At 37.8% G+C, this 17,805-nt stretch carries 13 protein-coding genes; 4 read left to right on the plus strand and 9 right to left on the minus strand.

The window, feature by feature from the left end; translation table 11 throughout:
* Positions 1 to 81: 81 nt before the first annotated feature.
* Positions 82 to 927 (plus strand): DUF2911 domain-containing protein, encoded by an 846-nt coding sequence (locus Q360_RS0103570; protein WP_027075865.1) that lies wholly within the window; start codon positions 82 to 84, stop codon positions 925 to 927.
* A 139-nt stretch (positions 928 to 1,066) separates the two neighbouring features.
* Here the strand turns inward: Q360_RS0103570 and galK are convergent, their stop codons facing one another.
* The 8 genes from galK to Q360_RS0103610 all read right to left on the minus strand — a co-directional run bounded on the left by galK (position 1,067) and on the right by Q360_RS0103610 (position 10,374).
* Positions 1,067 to 2,227 (minus strand): galactokinase, encoded by a 1,161-nt coding sequence (galK, locus tag Q360_RS0103575; protein ID WP_027075866.1) that lies wholly within the window; start codon positions 2,225 to 2,227, stop codon positions 1,067 to 1,069.
* A 209-nt stretch (positions 2,228 to 2,436) separates the two neighbouring features.
* Positions 2,437 to 4,170: a sodium:solute symporter gene (locus Q360_RS0103580; RefSeq protein ID WP_027075867.1), complete on the minus strand. Its 1,734-nt coding sequence runs from the start codon at positions 4,168 to 4,170 to the stop codon at positions 2,437 to 2,439.
* A 111-nt stretch (positions 4,171 to 4,281) separates the two neighbouring features.
* Positions 4,282 to 6,813 carry a PIG-L family deacetylase gene (locus Q360_RS0103585; protein ID WP_027075868.1) on the minus strand — a complete coding sequence of 844 codons (2,532 nt, stop codon included), beginning with the start codon at positions 6,811 to 6,813 and terminating at the stop codon, positions 4,282 to 4,284.
* Positions 6,814 to 6,888: 75 nt separating this feature from the next.
* A complete protein-coding gene (locus tag Q360_RS0103590) occupies positions 6,889 to 7,455 on the minus strand; it encodes a mechanosensitive ion channel domain-containing protein (protein ID WP_027075869.1) in 567 nt (188 codons plus the stop codon).
* A 3-nt stretch (positions 7,456 to 7,458) separates the two neighbouring features.
* The gene (locus tag Q360_RS0103595; protein WP_036194998.1) at positions 7,459 to 8,409 is read right to left on the minus strand and encodes a hypothetical protein; all 951 of its coding nucleotides are present in this window, start codon (positions 8,407 to 8,409) and stop codon (positions 7,459 to 7,461) included.
* Between the two features lie 33 nt (positions 8,410 to 8,442).
* A complete protein-coding gene (locus tag Q360_RS0103600; RefSeq protein ID WP_027075871.1) occupies positions 8,443 to 9,033 on the minus strand; it encodes a Maf family nucleotide pyrophosphatase in 591 nt (196 codons plus the stop codon).
* Positions 9,034 to 9,035: 2 nt separating this feature from the next.
* Positions 9,036 to 9,563: a KdsC family phosphatase gene (locus Q360_RS0103605; protein ID WP_027075872.1), complete on the minus strand. Its 528-nt coding sequence runs from the start codon at positions 9,561 to 9,563 to the stop codon at positions 9,036 to 9,038.
* 40 nt (positions 9,564 to 9,603) lie between these two features.
* Positions 9,604 to 10,374, minus strand: a complete 771-nt coding sequence (locus Q360_RS0103610) for a Rossmann-like and DUF2520 domain-containing protein (RefSeq protein WP_027075873.1) — start codon at positions 10,372 to 10,374, stop codon at positions 9,604 to 9,606.
* A gap of 138 nt (positions 10,375 to 10,512) precedes the next feature.
* On the opposite strand from Q360_RS0103610, the gene ccsA reads away from it, so the two are divergent.
* Genes ccsA through bshB1 form a run of 3 tightly spaced genes read left to right on the plus strand, consistent with a single transcriptional unit; the run spans position 10,513 to position 15,696 of the window.
* Positions 10,513 to 13,713 (plus strand): cytochrome c biogenesis protein, encoded by a 3,201-nt coding sequence (gene ccsA, locus Q360_RS0103615; RefSeq protein WP_027075874.1) that lies wholly within the window; start codon positions 10,513 to 10,515, stop codon positions 13,711 to 13,713.
* A gap of 41 nt (positions 13,714 to 13,754) precedes the next feature.
* A complete protein-coding gene (locus Q360_RS0103620; protein ID WP_027075875.1) occupies positions 13,755 to 14,930 on the plus strand; it encodes a trans-sulfuration enzyme family protein in 1,176 nt (391 codons plus the stop codon).
* Between the two features lie 49 nt (positions 14,931 to 14,979).
* Positions 14,980 to 15,696, plus strand: a complete 717-nt coding sequence (bshB1, locus tag Q360_RS0103625) for a bacillithiol biosynthesis deacetylase BshB1 (protein ID WP_027075876.1) — start codon at positions 14,980 to 14,982, stop codon at positions 15,694 to 15,696.
* Here bshB1 and Q360_RS22200 read toward each other — a convergent pair.
* Complete coding sequence (locus Q360_RS22200) at positions 15,693 to 17,783, minus strand: ATP-binding protein (protein ID WP_084273349.1); 2,091 nt, start codon at positions 17,781 to 17,783, stop codon at positions 15,693 to 15,695. The genes bshB1 and Q360_RS22200 overlap by 4 nt on opposite strands.
* Between the last annotated feature and the right edge of the window lie 22 nt (positions 17,784 to 17,805).

Consider the following 17,805-nt stretch of genomic DNA (forward strand, 5'->3'; position numbering starts at 1 on the left):
TCCTAGTCATTTATTTATGACTTTGTTAACAAGAGCAACATCTCTTTATATTTAGATTTGTTGACACTTAAAACAAAAACCATGAATAAAATAATCTTATTTTTATTAGCGATTGTAGCTTCATTTTCTTTAAAAGCTCAAATTAACACGCCTGCCGCTAGTCCGGCTTCAAAATTGATACAAACTGTTGGTTTAACGGAAGTTGTAATCGATTATTCAAGACCTTCTATGAAAGGAAGAAAAATATTCGGAGAGCTTGTGCCTTTTGATAAACTGTGGAGAACGGCAGCCAATGCGTACACGACTGTTAGTTTTGATTCAGATGTTACAATTGCAGGTAGCGATGTGAAAGCCGGTACATATTCCATTTTCACAAAGCCTGGTGCTAAAGCATGGGAAGTTTTCTTTTATACGGATACGGAAGGTAGTGGTACACCACGCAATTGGGAAGAAAGTAAAATTGCAGCCAAAGCAACCGTTCCTGTATGGCCAATAGATATGTCGGTAGAAACCTTCACAATTACAATAGATGATATCACAAATAATGGTGCCAATCTAGGAATTATATGGGAAAATACGTACGTAGCTATTCCTATAGGAGTGCTTACTGATGCTGCTGTTATGAAAAGTATTGATAGTGCGCTTGGTGGTCCTGGTGCAGGAGATTATTATGCTGCCGCAACCTATTTTTCTGCTGAAGGTAAAGATATTGGTAAAGCAAAAGAGTGGATGGATAAGGCAATGGCAATGACCGAAAAACCAGCCTTTTGGCAATTAAGACAACAATCTTTGATTTTAGCTAAAGCTGGAGACCAGAAAGGTGCTATCGCCATAGCTAAAAAATCTTTGGAAGCATCCAAAGAAGCTGGCAATGATGATTACGTTAAAATGAATATGGATTCCCTGAAAGAATGGGGAGCTATGTAAACTTCAGTTTGAATAAACTAATAGTTAGCCGACAGGCTTTATAGTTAGTAACACTAAATCGAGCGGATTCAATTAGCTATTTACCTTAGGGTTATAGTTTTTGTTTCCGCTCGATTATTTTTTGAAGGATTACTTTATTTTAATCGGCTAACGTACGTACCCCATCATCGATTTTTAGGTGATAGACTTCGGCATCTATTCCCGTTTCCTTTTTGTATGTAGCTAGTATAGCCTTACTATGTGTTTCCATTAGCGCTGTTTTTATTAGGTTTATAGTACATCCTCCAAAACCGCCCCCCATCATTCTAGACCCCATAACACCTCCAAGGTGTTGTCCTGTGCTTACCAGTAAATCTAATTCGTTCGTTGTTATTTCATACTCGGTAGACATAGCTTGATGTCCTTCTAGGAGAATAGCGCCACTCTGTTTAGCATCCCCTTTTTCTAAAGCATCCATCATCCGTATCACACGTGCATTCTCTGCCAAAATATATCCTGCACGTTTATAGTCCGTAGGGGAAACAAGGCCTTTTATTTTTTTCAAATCTTCAAAACTTATATCCCGTAAGGAATGCACATTATTTTTGAACTTGGTAACTTTTCCAACAACTAACTCACAGGAGTTTCGTCTTTTGTTGTATTCTGTATCTAGTGCCAAGTTATGCGTTATGTTACTATTAATGAGTACCCAACTATAGCCCTTAAAATTAATGGGCACATACTCATGGCTTAAATCTTTACAGTCTAAAAATAACGCGTTGCCCTTTTTACCAAACAGAACGGCATATTGATCCATAATACCGCAGTTAAGACCAATCTTATGCTCGGCCCTTTGAGCAATTAAAGCAATATCTTTTCTGGCTATTTCAAAATCACCTAGTTCGGCAAGGGCGTGAATGAATCCACAGCATAAGGCGGCGGAGGAAGAGAGTCCTGCACCAATAGGAATATCTCCCCCAAACACACAATCGAAACCTATGAGCGGATAATTTTTTTCGAAAAGAATTTCTAGAATTGCTTTAAAATACGTACCCCAAAAGGAAGTGAAAGGTTGGTGAGAACTATCCAACGCAAAGATAATTTGCTCAGGTTGCGTGAGGAACGTTTCAATTTTGATGCTGCTTGTATTATTTTTTTGAGCTGCAAAATAGATTCCTTTTTCTATAGATGCAGGTAAAACATAACCCAAATTATAATCTGTATGTTCCCCAATCAGATTCACACGACCTGGCGCTTTTACCAGAATGGGCTTGTTTTTATATTTTTTTATAAAGAAGGCTTTAACTTCAGATTTTATCATCGCGCATGTATGCTTAAATTTTTATAACAGAGGTCAGTATACAAAGTAAACTCTTATTTAAAAAAAGTCAACTTGCCTTAAGACCCCAAAGTGAACCCTCATGTAATAAAAATGATAGCTGCACGGCGTTTAAGTTAAAACTGCAGCTTAGTACTAACTATTGGTTTCTATGTTACTATTGGTTGCGGTCGCATGCTCGTTGATAATTACTAATTCATCGCTAAAGGTCTTCTTAGCATTCGATCAAATGCTTCAAAAATAAACGCAAAAGAGATTACCATTGCAGCTCCAATAAAATTCAACCATAAGTAGCCAAGTTTTTCCTCGCCTGCGGGATGTATATGTATTAGGTTATAGTACACTACACACACTAAAATCTGTGTTAAGACCGCTGCAAAGAATACGGCGTTACCTTTCACAAATTTAAAAAAGAAAGCCAATAGGAATATACCTAGTACATTTCCATAAAAGATACTACCTATGATATTGACAAGTTGGATAAGATTATCGAAAAGATTGGCCACATTCGCTATAGCAATCGCCACAATACCCCAGGCTAAGGTGAACCACTTGGAAGCCTTTACGTAGTGCTGATCAGTTTCTTCCTTGATATGATTTCGTTTGTATAGGTCCAAAGCTGTAATTGTGCCCAGCGCGTTTAGCTCCGAAGCCGTCGAAGACATTGCTGCTGATAAAATAACTGCTAGTAAAAGGCCGATGAGTCCTTTAGGAAGGTTATTTAGGATAAAGTGTATGAATACATAATCCTTATCATTCGTTTCCGCGGAGTTGTCCGCCTGTTTAATAATTGTTTTTGCTATCGCTCTGTTGGTGCTGTCTTTTCTGTTGATTCTGATAATTTGCGCCTTTGCCTCCTTAACAGCAGCATATTCTTTGATTTCTAAGGCCGCCGAAAAGTTGTTTTGTGCGATTCGTTTTTCTGCCTCTAAGGCTACTTGGCCTTCTTGTAACAATTTGTAATCATCTGCAAACTCTGATTCCATTACGGTTTGCGTTGCAGCCGGATTAAAGTTTAAAGGAGAGGGGTTATATTGATAGAAAACAAAAACCATTACGCCTACGAGAAGAATGAAAAATTGCATCGGGATTTTAAAGATACCGTTGAAGACCAGTCCCAATTGACTTTCTCTAACGGTCTTTCCAGACAAATACCGTTGTACCTGACTTTGGTCTGTGCCAAAATAGGCCAATGCTAAGAATAAACCACCTGTGATGCCACTCCAAAATGTGTACCTACTTTTGGTATCCATGCTAAAGTCTAGTATTTCCAATTTATTACTGGCTCCTGCAATCTTTAATGCCTTGCTGAATGAAATGTCCGCAGGTAAGTAGCCTAGAATAAAAAAGAAGGTGATGAACATCCCGGTCATAATAATGAGCATCTGTTGTTTTTGCGTAACACTTACCGCTTTTGTTCCACCGGATACGGTGTAGATAATTACTAAAGTTCCAATGATGACGTTAAGGGTTCTTAAATCCCACCCAAGCACAGCAGAAAGTATTATGGAAGGCGCAAAAATGGTGATACCCGCAGCAAGTCCTCTTTGAATTAAAAATAAAATTGCGGCCAAAGACCGTGTCTTTAAATCAAACCTTCCTTCTAGAAACTCATAGGCAGTGTACACCTTCATCTTATGGTACAGCGGAACAAATACCAAACAAATGATGATCATGGCCAAAGGCAGTCCAAAATAAAACTGTACAAAGCCCATACCATCATGAAAAGCTTGTCCTGGTGTAGAAAGAAAAGTAATGGCACTAGCTTGCGTAGCCATAACAGATAGCCCTATGGTCCACCACTGTGCTTCTTTGCCGCCCCTTACGTAATCGTTTACGTTTTTGCTTCCCCTGGTCTTCCAAACACCATAGACTACAATGAATAGTAATGTGCTACAAAGAATTGTCCAATCTAGTATTCCCATTTTAGGTAAATGATGACATTATATACGCAAAAACCAAGACGTAAATTAGATTTAATGCGAGCACTATAGAATACTCCTTTTTCCAAGTTTTGTTTTCATCCTGCTCTTCACTCATCCTTTTATCTTTTCTTTTTGTTCAAGGGTTTCTTTCCCTATAGATAACATATTCGAAAACAGTTTATATGCTCCTGGAACCCCAGCAGGTAATTCTCTAAAAAAGCTGAGTCCTGTGTAAATATAGTTTCCTTTTCCGTAAGGTGCCACAAGTAAACTTCCGTTTTTTTGGGTTTCCCCTTCGTCATTCATACTTAAAATAGGGGTAAACTCTGGGCCCCATTTGTCTGGAAAATAAAGACCTCGTTCCTGAACCCAGCCTTCAAAATCAGAAGGCGTAATCTTATTAGGAAAAGTAACTAGAGGATGATCAATGGCCAAAATACGTACTTCAGAATCCTCATTGGTTACTCTATCCCTTGAAATTTCTAATTCGTAAGGTGCAATGTTCTCAAATTGATTTCCCCACCTGTTAGCGGTATTGTATTGTACGATTACATTCCCACCTTGCTTCACATAATCAAGAATAAACCGTTGTTTGAATTTTAATTCCTCCAATACATTGTACGCCCTAATCCCAAGCACAATGGCGTCATATTTACGAAGAGAGTTATCCGTAATGTTTGCTGGATTAATAATATGAACAATATATCCCATTTGCTCTAAACTGGTGGGCATTTCATCTCCTGCACCCATAATATAACCAATATGTTCTCCTGCCTTTTTAATATCCAAACGAACCGTTTTTGCCTCGGACGGTAAGAGAATAGTTTGCATAGGAACATGGTCGTAATCGATGGTCACCAATTCCTTGGTTATCGTTTTTCCATTAACACGAACGATAGGAGAGATATAACTTTCATTTTCAATAGCAGGCGGACTCAAAGTGAAATAGATGGTTTGTTCATCTCCTTTTTTAGCTATACGGAAGGGTTTTGTGTCTTGGTCTACCTTCCAGGCTTGGTTAAAGCAGAACTGGACCGTTCCCGATAGATTGTCTGCATGAGCCTTAATAGTTACCGGTATTTCTTTTGGTGTATCATCGGAAAAGATAATCACCTTATCATCAAAACTTGCGGTGGCTTCAGGCACAATTTCAAAAGGCTGGTAAATTTCTCCTTTGTCCGGTTTGGCGTATTTATAAACTATTGGCATACTGATAGGGATAATTATACCATCAAGCTCCAGTTCAAATACTGCATGAAAAGCCTTTGGTGTTTCTGGTTTTCCAATCAGCTGCATGTCGGCCACTTCGTAGGTTCCCAAGCTTCCTTTTTCGATTAACCAGTAAGGGCTTGTATAATTAGTTTCCTGAGGTATTGTGAATTCGAATTTCTGTTTTACTACTATATTTTCTTCCAATCGAATAGGTTTCAACAGCCCATCTTTATTTGCTACTCGAACTGATTTTAAATTTATGTTTGCTGGACTTCTATTTACCATTTCGATATCAAGTGAAACTGATTCTCCTGGATTGGCATAAGCCGCCGTGGTAAAAGCCTCTAAATGTAGCCCAGAAACAGCGGTAATGATACTCTTTAACTCACTGCTCTTTAGTGCTTTCCAATGCTCATCCTTTACTTCTTGCAAAAGAGTATAAGCTTTAACCAATTGAGGTAAATGTATATGGGCTTGCTTAAAATTGAAATTTTTCTCTATTGGAATTAATAGCGCTGCAATTTTATCACCACCAGCAATCCTGTTCCATGACGTATCGATACCATCGAACAAATCAGTTTTAGTTTTAGGTAAGTCACCTTTAAGCAATTCTACATACTCCGGTTGACTACCTCTTGAGCTTAATCTCCCAAAGCCTTGGCATAAGTGCTGACTGCTAGCCAATGCTGCTATTTCATTGTTGGATAGGCCTAGGATTGGGTAATATGTCCCTACATCCATGTTTATCATGTTGGATTTGTCTGCTTTTTCAAATGCTTCTTCGCTTCCGTAAAACCACCAAGACGTATTGAAAAATAAGCGTCTGGGTTGCCAGATTTCCGTTTCATTCAAGCGGTCGGAAAAGGCAGTGGGATCGTTGGCAAGGTCAAACGCCTCCAAGCTTAGCATAGCAGACGAGGTGTGGTGGCCATGTGTGCTGCCAGGGCTCCTGTGGTCAAACCTATTGATAATCACATCGGGCTTAAATTCTCTTATTTTAGTCACTACATCCCCTAAAATTGCTTCTTTATTCCATATTTCTAGTGTTTCCTTAGGGTGTTTGGAGTAACCGAAATCATTGGCTCTGGTGAAAAATTGCTCGCCACCATCTATTCTTCTGGCAGCTAGTAATTCTTGCGTTCTAAGTACGCCTAGTAGTTCTCGTAGCTCCGGACCTATTAAATTTTGCCCACCATCGCCTCTTGTCAGCGAAAGATATCCTGTTCTGGCATGCACATTGTTAGATAAATAAGAAATTAAACGGGTGTTTTCATCATCGGGATGTGCTGCAATATAGAGCGCAGTGCCTAAAAAGTTAAGCTTTTGAACGGCGTGATAAATATCCGAAGGGGTACTTTTTTTTGGAGTTTGTGCTGTTAGTATGTTCAATAAAAAAAGGCTACAGCCCAAAAAGACCCAAATATGGCGCATGGTGTTGGTTTTAGTCTGATTCAAATATAACAAGATTAAAACTTGAGGTTAGGTTTTTACAACTTCTTTAACAAACTAAAGTTCTCCCGCAGTATCCATTTGATTGTCTTCTTGATAGGTAGCAATTAGCACAACCCCCTTTTGCAAAACTAGATTATTTGGATAGGTAAGGATTTCACCGTTCGTTTTTCTTAAATGTAGATGAAAGGCACGGATGTCTTCGATAACCAATACCTCTAATTCTGAACGTTCAGCGCCGGTAAGCTCTTTGTCCAAAATACGGATAGTGTTCCCTATTTTAAATGGAAAGGAGAAAAATATGATAACGCCAGCGGTTATATTACTTAAAATTGACCACTGGGCAAAAAGAGCGACCCCTATAACGGCAAAAACCGAAGAAAGAAGAACCCCAAGATCTTTATAATCTACACCCCACACAAGGGTTAACGCAGCCACAGCAGTTACGCTAAGAGCTATGGATATGTACTTAACAATAAGGTTAGTCCTAACAGGATTAAAGTCCCCCAGTTTACCCACTTTCCTGGCTGCGGCACTAAGGGCAACTTTAAGGATAAGGACTAAAACTAAAATTACGATACTCGATAGTAATTGGTTTTGGTGGGTGGTAATAAAATCTCTCATCAATTATAATCCTAAACTATCGCGCAAATATAAATCCTTATTCCCATTTTGTTTCCAATAAGGTGTTTTTAAACGGGCTATTTTAGTTCCTTTGGAGGTCAAGGTCTGTGCATTTACGCCATAACCACTTTTAGAGGAATCTGACCAGCTTTCAATTGAAAATGGGAAGACTGCTGTAAAGGTAATGGCTAATGTTCTGCTTAACCCTGGGTAGCTAATTTCATAAGTGCTAAGGCCGTTTTCTGTCGTCAGGTTAGCCTTTGCTTTGTATGCTCTTAAATCTTTATGTGTTAATCTTATAAATTCCAAAGACGGAATCATATTAAATTCCCCAATAGGCAACCCCATTGGGTCTATGCGAACCCTATTCCAAATTTCATCTTCTAAATTTGATTTATCTAAAATAATATCCTCATCTGCTTCGGTTTCAAAGTAGGAATGTGATCTAATTTGAAATTCTTTTCTGTTATTGAGTTGCGCATATACTTGACCACACCATTCCTGCGAGGAAAATGCAACTTTAATAGCATGCGTATTGTCATGCACAGGATAAAAACTACTGGTCATTATAGAATAGGGGTAAATACCTGTGAGATAGTTTTTTGTAGCGTTTAACTTTAATACTGGAATATTATCCGGATTGCTACCATCTGCCTTTACTTGTTTCGTATTTAAAAAAGGTTCAGTAACAAATATTTTCACAGCTTTCCCTTCCCTAATTTCGCCGTATCTGGCTTGTTCCAACGTATATGAGGTAATTTCTGCCTTACCTGTGTACCAATAGTCCTTAAACTCCTGGGATAGGCTTTTTTTTGGCTTTTTTGTTTCTGTCTCGCTTATGGCGGTCAGTTCTTTACTATTTGTTTCCAATTTTTCATTACAAGAAGTAAATAGGGCAGGTGCACTAGCCAATACTACTATAGCTAGTTTAAATGTCAACCATTTTTTAAACATAGTGTGTACTTTTTTCTTAAAATTAGGTAAAATCTAAGAATTTGCCATGCGCATTAACGTTTCATAGACCAATTGTGTAGGCAAACCAACGACATTGGTGTAAGATCCCTTGATTTCCTCAATACCTATAAGCCCTATCCATTCTTGGATTCCATAGGCACCCGCTTTGTCAAAAGGTTCGTATTTGGCAACATAATGCTTTATTTCCGAATCGGTTAATGCCTTGAACTTTACTTGGGTAATCTTATGCTTTGTAAATTGTGTTTCTGTTGTAGTAAAACAAACCGATGTAATTACCTCGTGCCAATCCCCAGAAAGGCTTTTTAACATTTCTTGTGCTTCCGGGGCTGATGCTGCCTTTGCTACTGAAAGGTTATTATGCCAAACCACAGTATCTGAGGTGATTAAAATCTCCTTCGGTTGTAAATCTTCTTTGAACGGCGTCGCTTTTAACGCGGCTAGATAGTTGGAGATTTCGGCACCTTTCAAAGTAACAGGATAAATTTCTTCAACAGGCTTTAGCCTAATTTCAAAATTCAGCTCCATTTCTTCAAAGAATTTTTTCCTCCTAGGGGAGCTAGAAGCTAAAATAATAGTGTGCTCGGCAAGTATATTCTGTAGCATCATCAGTCGTTTGTAGCACTAAAATGAGTCATCCAGTCTCCGCGTACTTTAAGCACTTGCTCTATAACATCCCGTACACAACCTGTGCCTCCAACCTTATGAGAAATGTAAGTGCTTACAGCTTTCACCTCCGGTACGGCGTCTTGCGGACAGGTAGCCAAGCCTACCACTTGCATTGGAGGAATATCTGGAATATCATCTCCCATATATAGGATATTCTTCAAATCGATTTTATGGATATCTAGGTAATCATTCAATGTTTCAATCTTAAAATGAGAACCCATATAGATGTCGGTAACCCCTAAACCCATTAATCGTTTTCGCACACCCTCGTTCGTTCCACCTGTAATAATACATACCTTATACCCCTTGGTAAGTGCAGTTTTTAATGCGTATCCGTCCTTTACATTCATTGTTCGTAGTAGTTCTCCTGAATTATCTACCAAAACACTACCGTCTGTAAAAACACCATCTACATCAAAAACAAATGTCGTTATATCCTTTAGAAATTTTTTGTAACTCTTATCCATTATTTGAATTTATTTAGTCTTTAAAAGTTTGAAATAGTAGTTAGGACTTATCTTTTTTAATCGGATAAGTAGCTTTAATACTATTGCTTAAAAGGGTGTATATTTCTCTATGCTTTTTTGATTTCAACTGGCTTAGGTGTGTATGTAAGGTTTGTAAATCACCTCTTCGAGCAGGTCCAGTTTGCGCTACAAAAGAATCTAAGAAATCAAGTTTTTCTACTGTTTCGTTAATTAAAGGTTTTAATAATGAAAAATCAAGCTGATTTTCTTTGCAAAGTTCCGCGCCAATCGTGTACATATAATTAGTGAAATTATTTACGAAGACAGCTGAAACATGTAGTGCTCTCCTTTTATCAGAAGCGATTGGCACAACATTGGAACTTATACTTGAGCCTAAACGATGCAGAAGTTTTAAGTCGTTTTCATTGGTCGCTTCAATACATAATGGAATCTTGAAAAAGTCCAATATTCTTCCTTTTGTAAAAGTCTGTATCGGATAAAACACACCCTGTCTTTCATGGGTTTCTAACATGGATATCCCAACTGCGCCAGAGGTATGTACGACCAAACCCGATGTTACTATTTTATCGCTTACCTCACGAATAGCGTCGTCTGTGACTGCAATAATATAAATGTCCGTAGGATCAAGTTTCTCTTCATAAGTTACCAAGGTCGTTCTATGCTTAAAAAATTCCATCCTATCTGCAGCTCGTCCCACAACTTGTAAGACTTCAACACCATCCGCAAGTAAAAAGGCTTCGAACAAGTTTTGAGCTACATTACCAGTACCAAGAATTGTTATGGATATCATGGCTCAAAAATACAAAGAAATACGGCATTGGTTTTATATTAAAATTAACAGTGTTGTTTAGTCTTTATATGAGTTTATCCAACCTTAAAACGCCAAAAAGAGCTTATTTTTGCAGACAAAAACCAATGTCCTTTGCCTATGACAGATTTGTTTAAAAAAATATTTTTTTCTACCCGTTTAATGGCCGTTCTTTTTATTGCCTTTGCAACTGCCATGGCCTTCGGTACTTTTATAGAAAGTTGGTACAGTACAGAAACAGCGCGTATCTGGATTTATAACGCCACATGGTTTGAAGTGATTATGGTATTTTTTGTCATAAACTTTACAGGCAATATTTTTAGGTATCGTCTGTTACGAAAAGAAAAATGGCCTGTTCTGTTGCTGCATGCCTCTTGGATATTGATTATAGTAGGTGCTTTTGTTACCCGCTACATAAGTTTTGAGGGAATGATGCCTATTCGAGAAGGAGAGACCGAAAAGGTGTTTTATTCCGACAAGACCTATTTTACAGCCCATATAGACGGTGAAATTGAAGGAGAACCTAGAAGAAAAATTCTGGAAGATAAGTTAATTGTTACTGCAGAGGATATACAGTCCAATCTGCCTTGGGATGCTGATTTTAACGGTCAATCGTTTACCGTAGCATATACTGGTTTTATTGAAGGAGCAAAAGAGGGACTTATCCCTGATGAAAATGGCAATCCCTATCTAAAGATAGTTGAAGCTGGTGATGGGCAACGCCACGAACATTACTTAGAGAACAATAAAATTACGAGTATCCATGGTGTTTTGTTTGCGCTTAACAAACCTACAGACGGTGCTATAAATATTATAACCAATGCTACTGGTTACCAAATAAAATCACCCTTTGAAGGTAGTTTTATGCGGATGGCAGATCAGTTTCAAGGCCAATTGATAAAGGACACCATACAGCCATTACAGCTACGTTCACTCTACAATACGGCAAATATGCAGTTCGTGATACCCGATTCTTTGGTACGAGGTACCTACGGTGTTGTTGAAATTTCGGAGAGCGAAAAAACAGAGGTAGACATGGATGCCATGATTATGACAGTTACCTCTAATGGAAAATCAAAAGAGGTAAAAGTTTTGGGAGGTAAAGGAAGTACTAAGTTCTCTGATAAGGTAACTATAGAAGGGCTGGACTTTTCTCTTCGATATGGTTCTAAAGTATACGAACTACCATTTGGTATACAATTGAACGACTTCATTGCGGAAAAATATCCAGGTACGGAAAGTGCTTACGCTTCTTTTATGAGTAGAATAACGGTAAAGGACGAACGTGCATTTGATTACGATGTTTATATGAACCACGTTTTAGACCACAAAGGGTATCGTTTCTTCCAATCTGGGTTTGATCCAGATGAAAAAGGCACCACATTGTCCGTTAACCACGACTTTTGGGGTACTTGGATTACCTATGTGGGTTATTTTCTTTTATACATGGGATTGATGGGTATTATGTTCTTCGGTAAAACCCGTTTTAAAGGCTTGGCCACTTCCTTGGAAAAAGTAAAGAAAAAGAAGAAAACAATAATAACTACACTGCTGCTACTTATTGTATGCTCGTTTCCAATGAGTGCACAAGAGCATTCTACCGGTGATGGCCATGGTCATTCGGATACAACTACGAGTACGAATGCGCCCACACAAAAACAAGTAGATTCCCTGATAAAGGCTACTATGGTAAGCAAGGAGCATGCTGATAAATTTGGAAAACTAGTCATACAGGATGAAGGTGGGCGTATGAAGCCTATCCATACTTTTTCTTCAGAGTTGTTGCGTAAATTAAGTCTAAAGAATAGCTTTTTGGGTCTTGATTCTGATCAAGTGATGCTGTCCATGATGATGAATCCCGCCATATGGTACAATGCCGAATTCATTGCGCTGGATAAAAAAGCGCAGAATGATAGTATTCGGAAAATCGTGGGTATACCCATGGGTAAAAAGTATGTAAAAGCGACCGATTTTTTTGACGATAAAGGAAATTATAAGCTACAACCCTTTCTTCGTGAAGCTACGGCAACAAATAATCCAAATAAATTTGAAAAGGATTTCAAGGATGCTAATATTCGATTAAGCCTTTTAAATCAAGCTTTGGGACAGCAAATCTTAAAGATTTTTCCATTATTGGACGATGAAAATAATAAGTGGGTTTCCGCGGTTGAATACAGAGGAGGGCAATATCAAATTTCAGATTCGTTATACGCGAATTTCGTCAAAAATGCAATGCCTTATTATTTAATGACCTTAGGAAAGGCACAACAAACCGGAGATTATACCGAAGCCGATAAATTGTTGGCGGCTTTTAATAAAAACCAACAAAACCACGGTAGCGAAGTGCTGCCTTCAGACTCTAGAATAGAGACAGAAGTATTGTATAACAAGCTAGATATTTTCAATAAACTTTATAAATATTATGCCGTTGTTGGGATTTTAATGTTCCTTATATTAATATTTCAAATTTTTAAAGATCGTGAACTTTGGAAAGTAGGAGTCTATTTTTTCAAAGGGGTCATAATTTTATTTTTTCTCTGGCATACCGCTGGTTTGATTCTAAGATGGTATATTTCGGGTCATGCTCCATGGAGTGATGCTTATGAAAGTATTTTATATGTTTCTTGGGCCACGATGGGAATGGGTCTGGCTTTTGGTAGAAAAAGTAATATGACTATTGCCGCCTCTGCCTTTGTAACTGCAATGCTGTTATGGATTGCACACCAAAGTTGGGTAGACCCTTCAATTGCTAATTTAGTTCCAGTTTTGGATAGCTATTGGCTTATGATTCACGTTGCCGTAATCGTAGGGAGTTATGGACCGCTTACCGTAGGTATGATTCTTGGTATCGTATGCCTTGTTTTAATGGTCCTTACCAATGCTAAAAACAGGGAGCGAATGGAAATTAACATTCGGGAGCTTACTATAATAAATGAATTGGCGCTTACAGTGGGCCTTATAATGCTTACCATCGGTAACTTCTTGGGCGGACAGTGGGCAAACGAAAGTTGGGGACGTTATTGGGGTTGGGATCCAAAAGAAACTTGGGCCTTGATATCTATTATGCTCTATGCCTTTGTAATTCACACGCGATTGGTGCCTGGACTTAGAAACAAGTGGACTTTCAATTTCTTAAGTGTTGTTACTTTCGGTAGTATTATGATGACCTATTTTGGTGTTAATTTTTACTTGGTAGGTCTTCATAGCTATGCTAGTGGGGCACAAGTAATCACGCCTACTTTTATCTACTATACAATCGCCGGAGTTCTGGCACTCGGGGGATTAAGTTACTGGAGGTATAAAGTATATTACGCTAAATAAAAGATTATTTTTTGTATTATTAAACTTAAAGAACTAGAAGTATGTCACTAAATAAACAAGGCTTAAACACAGTTTGTACCCATGTTGGGGAATTGGAAGATAAACAACACAAAGGCGCAGTTTCTCCATTGTATATGAGTACGTCTTACGCTTTTGATGATGTAGATGTGAAAAGATATCCCAGGTATTTTAATACCCCAAACCAAGAAGGGCTTTGCAAAAAAATAGCAGCGTTAGAACATGCAGAGTCTGCTCTTATATTTGGTAGTGGTATGGCTGCGGTAAGCACAGCGCTGATGGCCTTTCTTAGAGCTGGAGATCATGTAGTCTTACAACAGACCTTGTATGGCGGGACGTATAACTTAGTCACTGAGGAATTTTCAAAATACGGTATTGAATATACGTTTACACAAGGTTGGGAACCCAAAGATTTTGAAGCGAAAATTAAAGAAAATACAAAAGTAATATACGTAGAAACTCCTTCTAATCCCTTGCTTACGATTACAGATATTGCGGGTGTTTCGGCAATTGCGAAAAAGCACAATATTGTATCCATGATAGACAATACGTTCGCTAGTCCAGTGAACCAGAACCCAATCGATTTTGGTATTGATATTGTTATTCACAGCGCAACGAAGTACATGGGTGGTCATTCTGACATATGTGCAGGGGCTGTAGCTTCAAGCAAAGTGTATATGGACCGTATTTTTCAGCTTGCTAAAAATTTTGGAGGAAGTTTAAGCGATTATACGGTTTGGCTTTTAGAGCGTAGTATTAAAACCATGGGTATTCGCGTGCGGGCACAGAACGAAAATGCCTTAGCCATGGCTACCTATTTGTTTGGTCATGCCGATATAGATGCGGTGTATTACCCAGGTTTGCCTTCTCATAAAGATTATGAATTAGCAAAACGCCAAATGAGAGGGTTTGGTGGGATGCTTTCCTTCGAGCTTAAACCTTACGTAGATGCTTCAAAATTTCAAAAATCCCTTAAACTTATAAAATCCTCTATGAGTTTGGCAGGTGTGGAAAGCACGCTTTTGTCACCAACACAGACGTCTCATGCCTTAATGAGTGCTGAGGTTAGAGCAGAGCAGGGGATAAGGGACGGACTTATTCGTTTTTCTGTAGGTATAGAAGAAGTAGCTGATTTAATTGAAGATATAGAACAGGCAATAGCCGATGTTAAGGTTTCAACTTCAATAACAGCAAATTAATAGGTTTTATAATCTAACGACACCCAATTTAATCCGAGGAGGTATAATGATAAAATTAGATATACTAGTATTTGGTGCCCATCCAGATGATGCAGAGCTTGGCGCGGGCGGAACCATTGCAAAGGAAGTAGCTAACGGGAAAAAAGTTGGAATTATAGATTTAACACGTGGTGAACTAGGTACCCGTGGTTCTGCGGAGCTGCGAGATAAAGAAGCCAATGCAGCTGCTGCAATACTAAAGGTAACCGTTCGGGAAAACCTTGGCTTTAGAGATGGTTTCTTTATAAATGATGAAACACATCAATTGGAAATCATAAAAATGATTCGAAGATATCGACCAGACATCGTGTTGTGTAATGCCATTGAAGACCGCCATATCGATCATGGAAAAGGGAGTAAATTAGTAAGTGACGCATGTTTTCTAAGTGGACTAATAAAAATAGATACGCAACTTGATGGAAAAAATCAAGATCCGTGGAGACCTAAATTGGTCTATCACTATATTCAATGGAAAAATATAACACCAGATTTTGTGTTGGATATTAGTGGTTTTATGGATAAAAAAGTAGCTGCTATTTTAGCTTATGGCTCTCAGTTCCATGATCCAAATAGTAAAGAACCAGAAACGCCTATTAGTAGCAAAACCTTTATCGAAAGTGTAAAATACAGGGCTCAAGATATGGGCAGACTGGTAGGAAAGGATTATGCTGAGGGATTTACTGTAGAGCGATTAATAGCTATTGATCGTTTAAGTAGTATAATTTAAGCACTTCGCTTAAATTCTTTTTTAGCTTTAGGAATCGTAAAATAAAAACTAGACCCTTTATTTACAGTACTATCTGCCCAAATAATACCATTGTTCTTCTCTACCATTTCTTTACAGAGAGACAAACCTATACCTGTTCCTTTTTCATCATTAGTTCCGTATGTGGTATGCGTAGAATCTTTGTCGAAAATTTTTCCTAAAGTTTCTTCGTTCATACCTATACCAGTATCACGAATACATACTTCCCAGTACTGGGATTTTTGTATAGCACCAATGGTTATTATGCCTTTTTTAGATGTGAATTTGAGCGCATTGCTCAATAAATTCCTAATCACAATATCGATTTGATTGCTGTCGGAATAGGTGATAGTGTTAGGTGCTATTGTGTTAATAAGGGTAATAGATTTACAAGCGGCAATTTCGGAATGCAAGCCTATATTTTCTTCTACAATAAGCGCTAAAGATGTAATACCTGGAGAAGTTGTAGATCCGTTCATTTGAGTCTGACCCCAAGAAAGTAAATTATTTAAGGTAAATGCGATATTATCTATATCAGTTTTAAGTTTTGGAACAAAACCTAGAAATTCTTCTTTGCTCATTTCGCCTTCCTTAAAGAGTTTTATCAATCCTTGGAATGCTCCAATGGGTCCTCTTAAATCATGCCCAATAATCGAAAATAGCTTGTTCTTGGTTTGATTTACTTCTCTTAAGTGAACTTCACTTTGTTCTAAATCTGCCTGTTTAGACAATAATTTCTTATTTAGCTTTTTTTGTGTTTTTTCGTTTCTTCTCACAAGAAAGGTGATACACAGGAATATTAGGAGAACAATCAAAGATGCATAAACATATATCTTTTGCTTGGCTAAGGCCTTATTGTTTTCGAGGATAAGCTGTTCTTTCTGTTGGTCGTATTCAAATTTAGTTTTTAAAAGTGTTAAGCTTTTTTGATTATCGCTTCTAGACAAGGTATCGGACAATCGCTGGAACAACTCATGGAAATATAAAGATTTTTTATAATCTCCCTTATTTTTGTATATGACATATAAAATTTTAGCACAGTCCTTAGTCCCGGAAATATAGTCTAATTTTATGGATAGATTTAGAGCCTTGTTTGCATACACTTGCGAAATACTATCATTTTTGGCACCTAAACTCGCTTCTGCCATACCGTTTAATAGGGCGATTTCTGATCGGTCATCCTCAAGATTTATGTGTATAAGCTCGCTTTGTTTATACCAGTACAACGCCCAATCATAGTTTTGTTGTTTTAGATAGACCTTGCCTTTTATTTCATAGGCATAAGCTAACCAATCCATTATCTTTTCCTTTTCAAAAACACGGATACTACCGTTTACGTTAAACATGGCTACATCCAACTCACCCATATCGGCATAGACTGATGCCATATTGCTTAAGGTCTCAGCCATGAAAACTGGATTTCCGATTTCCGCGTTGATTTTTTTTACTTTTTTAAAAAACTTCATCGCCTGTTCAAAATCGTTTTGAGTAACATAAAGGTCTGCAATATTTTCATTTAGAATAGATTGCATATCCCTATTACCTATTACGTCCGCCAGTTCTATACCCTCTAGGTATAGTTTTAAAGCCTTAGCATAATCTCCTTTATACCCGTATTCGCCAGCCAAGTCGTTTGTTATCCACAATCTTAAAGATGAATCATCTATTTCGTTGGCTAGTTTATAAGCATTTTCTAAATTATGAATTCCTTTATCGTATTGTCCACTATCAGAATAATAATTACCCAGTTTCGTATACGCTCTAGACTGTCCAGATTTATAGTTCGATTTTTTACCTAATTGTAAGGCTTGATTAGCTAGGATATAAAGACTATCTGAGTTGTAGAAGCGCTGTTCTTCTGCTAATTCTAACAAAGTGTTGATATATGTGCTGTCTATTTCTGAAAAATTCTCTTGTGATTTTAACACAGTAATTTTCACTAGAATATCCTTCGTAGCATTGGTCTGACCAAATGAAGATGCGGTGTAACAAAATAGGATTAAAACGCAAAGTGTTTTTACTTTGGTTAGCGGACCCTTTGTAACGGAATAATAGACCTTACTAAACATTATCTTCTTTGGTTAACGAAAC

Source organism: Maribacter antarcticus DSM 21422, assembly GCF_000621125.1.
GTDB classification, from domain to species: domain Bacteria; phylum Bacteroidota; class Bacteroidia; order Flavobacteriales; family Flavobacteriaceae; genus Maribacter; species Maribacter antarcticus.

What these genes read in the sequence shown, in the direction of transcription:
- Q360_RS0103570 (WP_027075865.1), top strand. Translation starts at nt 82, where the DNA reads ATGAATAAAATAATCTTATTTTTATTAGCGATTGTAGCTTCATTTTCT.
- galK (WP_027075866.1), bottom strand. Translation starts at nt 2,227, where the DNA reads ATGATAAAATCTGAAGTTAAAGCCTTCTTTATAAAAAAATATAAAAAC.
- Q360_RS0103580 (WP_027075867.1), bottom strand. Translation starts at nt 4,170, where the DNA reads ATGGGAATACTAGATTGGACAATTCTTTGTAGCACATTACTATTCATT.
- Q360_RS0103585 (WP_027075868.1), bottom strand. Translation starts at nt 6,813, where the DNA reads ATGCGCCATATTTGGGTCTTTTTGGGCTGTAGCCTTTTTTTATTGAAC.
- Q360_RS0103590 (WP_027075869.1), bottom strand. Translation starts at nt 7,455, where the DNA reads ATGAGAGATTTTATTACCACCCACCAAAACCAATTACTATCGAGTATC.
- Q360_RS0103595 (WP_036194998.1), bottom strand. Translation starts at nt 8,409, where the DNA reads ATGTTTAAAAAATGGTTGACATTTAAACTAGCTATAGTAGTATTGGCT.
- Q360_RS0103600 (WP_027075871.1), bottom strand. Translation starts at nt 9,033, where the DNA reads ATGCTACAGAATATACTTGCCGAGCACACTATTATTTTAGCTTCTAGC.
- Q360_RS0103605 (WP_027075872.1), bottom strand. Translation starts at nt 9,563, where the DNA reads ATGGATAAGAGTTACAAAAAATTTCTAAAGGATATAACGACATTTGTT.
- Q360_RS0103610 (WP_027075873.1), bottom strand. Translation starts at nt 10,374, where the DNA reads ATGATATCCATAACAATTCTTGGTACTGGTAATGTAGCTCAAAACTTG.
- ccsA (WP_027075874.1), top strand. Translation starts at nt 10,513, where the DNA reads ATGACAGATTTGTTTAAAAAAATATTTTTTTCTACCCGTTTAATGGCC.
- Q360_RS0103620 (WP_027075875.1), top strand. Translation starts at nt 13,755, where the DNA reads ATGTCACTAAATAAACAAGGCTTAAACACAGTTTGTACCCATGTTGGG.
- Q360_RS22200 (WP_084273349.1), bottom strand. Translation starts at nt 17,783, where the DNA reads ATGTTTAGTAAGGTCTATTATTCCGTTACAAAGGGTCCGCTAACCAAA.